The 3,099-nt window shown below is 62.8% G+C and carries 3 protein-coding genes; 1 reads left to right on the top strand and 2 read right to left on the bottom strand.

What is annotated here, in order from left to right:
- Positions 1 to 214: 214 nt before the first annotated feature.
- Entirely contained in the window at positions 215 to 1,024 is an 810-nt protein-coding gene (gene trpA / locus L9Z73_RS28240) for a tryptophan synthase subunit alpha (RefSeq protein ID WP_247408051.1), read from the bottom strand.
- Positions 1,025 to 2,251 carry a tryptophan synthase subunit beta gene (trpB, locus tag L9Z73_RS28235; RefSeq protein ID WP_247408049.1) on the bottom strand — a complete coding sequence of 409 codons (1,227 nt, stop codon included), beginning with the start codon at positions 2,249 to 2,251 and terminating at the stop codon, positions 1,025 to 1,027.
- Positions 2,252 to 2,362: 111 nt separating this feature from the next.
- On the opposite strand from trpB, the gene L9Z73_RS28230 reads away from it, so the two are divergent.
- Positions 2,363 to 3,099: LysR family transcriptional regulator (locus tag L9Z73_RS28230; protein WP_247408046.1), on the top strand; the 737-nt coding region annotated here is incomplete at its 3' end.

Below are 3,099 nucleotides of genomic sequence, written 5' to 3'. Positions count from 1 at the left end.
CGGCGCGGCGTGCGCCAGGGCGCTGGCGGCAAGCACCAGCGCGCCACAACCAGCAATCACGGACTTGGGCATTTTCATCGGGAATTCCTCAGGGCACGCATACAAAAAAGGGATTTCGAACACGGTTCGAAATCCCTTGGTCTTGCTGTTTAGGCCACGGTTTTGCGGGTTGATTCCTCTGTATCAGGAACTTTACCTACCGTATACGAGGCGCTTACTTACGTGCGTTACGGACACCTGCTGACAGCGCTGCACATAGGCTCAGCACGCCGTCGATGGCTTGCTGGTCATTGCTGGCGTTGGCGATTTGATCGATCAGCGCCGAACCCACCACCACACCATCGGCCAAACGTGCGATGGCGGCCGCTTGCTCCGGCGTGCGGATACCAAAACCGATGCTGATCGGCAGGTCGGTATGGCGACGCAGGCGGGTCACGGCTTCTTCGACGTGTTCCAGGGTGGCGGCACCGGCACCGGTCACACCGGCCACCGACACGTAGTACACAAAGCCCGAGCTGCCATTGAGCACGGTCGGCAGGCGCACGTCGTCGGTGGTTGGCGTGGTCAGGCGGATAAAGTCGATACCGGCGGCCTGGGCCGGGTCGCACAGCTCGCCGTTATGCTCGGGCGGCAGGTCGACCACGATCAGGCCGTCGACGCCGGCTTCCTTGGCATCGGCAATAAATTGCGGCACGCCGTATTTGTGGATCGGGTTGAAGTAACCCATCAGCACCAGCGGGGTGTCGCTGTTGTCCTTGCGGAACTCGCGCACCATCTGCAGGGTTTTGGCCAGGTTCTGCTTGGCTTCCAGCGCACGGATGTTGGCCAGTTGAATGGCTGGGCCGTCGGCCATCGGGTCGGTGAAGGGCATGCCCAACTCGATCACATCGGCGCCGGCAGCGGGCAAGCCCTTGAGGATCGCCAGCGAGGTGTCATAGCCTGGGTCGCCGGCGGTGACGAAGGTCACCAGGGCGGCGCGGTTTTGTTCCTTGAGTTGCGCAAAGCGGGTTTGCAGGCGGCTCATTTAGTGTTTCTCCTGCTGGGACTGTTCCATGTGGTGCATCACGGTCTGCATGTCTTTGTCGCCACGGCCGGACAAGTTCACCACCATCAGGTGATCTTTCGGCAGGGCCGGTGCGCGTTTGAATACTTCGGCAAGGGCGTGGGCAGTTTCCAGTGCGGGAATAATCCCTTCCAGGCGGCAGCATTTGTGGAACGCTTCCAGGGCTTCGTGGTCAGTCACCGACGTGTACTGGGCGCGGCCGATGTCATGCAACCAGGCGTGTTCCGGGCCGATGCCGGGGTAGTCGAGGCCGGCGGAAATCGAGTGGGCGTCGATGATCTGGCCGTCGTCGTCCTGCAGCAGGAAGGTACGGTTGCCGTGCAGCACACCTGGTACGCCGCCGTTGAGGCTGGCGGCATGCTTGCCGGTTTCGATGCCATAGCCTGCCGCTTCAACGCCGATGATTTCGACGCTGGTGTCATTCAGGAACGGGTGGAACAGGCCCATGGCGTTCGAGCCACCGCCGATACACGCCACCAGGCTGTCCGGCAGGCGACCTTCCTGGGCTTGCATCTGGTCACGGGTTTCCTTGCCGATCACTGCCTGGAAGTCGCGCACCATTGCAGGGTACGGGTGCGGGCCAGCCACGGTGCCGATCAGGTAGAAGGTGTCATCAACGTTGGTCACCCAGTCGCGCAGGGCTTCGTTCATCGCGTCTTTGAGCGTGCCGGTGCCGGACACTACCGGGATCACTTTGGCGCCCAACAGCTTCATGCGGAACACGTTGGCCTGTTGGCGCTCGATGTCGGTGGTGCCCATGTAGATCACGCAGTCGAGGCCGAAGCGCGCAGCCACGGTGGCGGTGGCCACACCGTGCATGCCGGCGCCGGTCTCGGCGATGATGCGTTTCTTGCCCATGCGCCGCGCGAGCAGGATCTGGCCGATGCAGTTGTTGATCTTGTGCGCGCCGGTGTGGTTCAGCTCTTCGCGCTTGAGGTAAATCTTGGCGCCGCCGCAGAACTCCGTCAGCCGCTCAGCGAAATACAGCGGGCTTGGTCGACCGACGTAGTCGCGCTGGAAGTAAGCCAATTCTTCGTTGAACGCAGGATCAATCTTGGCCGCTTCGTATTCGCGGGCCAGTTCGAGGACCAACGGCATCAGGGTTTCGGCGACGTAGCGGCCGCCGAATGCGCCAAACAGGCCGTTGGCGTCAGGGCCGTTGCGTAGATCGGTCTGGGACTGAGTCATGGGACGCTCCAGGAAAAGAATTCGGGTGGGAAGCAATGACGGTCACTCTACCCCTGACGTTCGGTGCTGAAAACCGATAAGATCGCCGTAACCTGTCAGGAAAACTCACAGATGAGCCGAGACCTTCCGCCCCTTAACGCCCTGCGCGCATTCGAAGCCACGGCCCGCCTCAACAGCGTGAGCCAGGCGGCTGAGCAGTTGCACGTCACCCATGGCGCTGTGAGCCGCCAGCTTAAAGTGCTGGAAGAACATTTGGGTGTCAGCCTGTTCGTCAAGGAAGGACGCGGCCTCAAACTCACAGATGCCGGCGTGCGTCTGCGCGATGCGAGTGCCGAGGCGTTCGAGCGCTTGCGCGACGTGTGCGCAGAAATCACCCAAAGCAGCGCCGATGCACCGTTCGTCCTCGGCTGTTCGGGCAGTTTGCTGGCGCGGTGGTTTATTCCGCGCCTGGGCCGCTTGAATGCCGACCTGCCCGATCTGCGCCTGCACCTGTCGGCAGGCGAAGGTGACCTGGACCCCCGCCGCCCTGGTCTGGACGCGCTGCTGCTGTTCGCCGAACCCCCGTGGCCAGCGGATATGCAGGTGTACGAGCTGGCCAGCGAGCGTATCGGCCCGGTCATGAGCCCGCGTTTCGCCGGTTACGAGCGCTTGCGCGACGCCCCGGCTGCGGCGCTGTGTGGCGAAGCGCTGTTGCACACCACGTCACGCCCGCAGGCCTGGCCCAGTTGGGCGCAGCAACACGGGATCGAGCCCGGCACGTTGAAACACGGCCAGGGTTTTGAGCATTTGTACTACTTGCTGGAAGCGGCGGTTGCAGGGCTGGGCGTGGCGATCGCGCCGGAGCCGCT

This window comes from Pseudomonas emilianonis, assembly GCF_023072625.1.
GTDB lineage: Bacteria > Pseudomonadota > Gammaproteobacteria > Pseudomonadales > Pseudomonadaceae > Aquipseudomonas > Aquipseudomonas paraveronii.
Note: the sequence above shows the minus strand (reverse complement) of the source record. Positions and strands in the feature narration are given on the sequence as shown.

What these genes read in the sequence shown, in the direction of transcription:
- trpA (WP_247408051.1), bottom strand. Translation starts at nt 1,024, where the DNA reads ATGAGCCGCCTGCAAACCCGCTTTGCGCAACTCAAGGAACAAAACCGC.
- trpB (WP_247408049.1), bottom strand. Translation starts at nt 2,251, where the DNA reads ATGACTCAGTCCCAGACCGATCTACGCAACGGCCCTGACGCCAACGGC.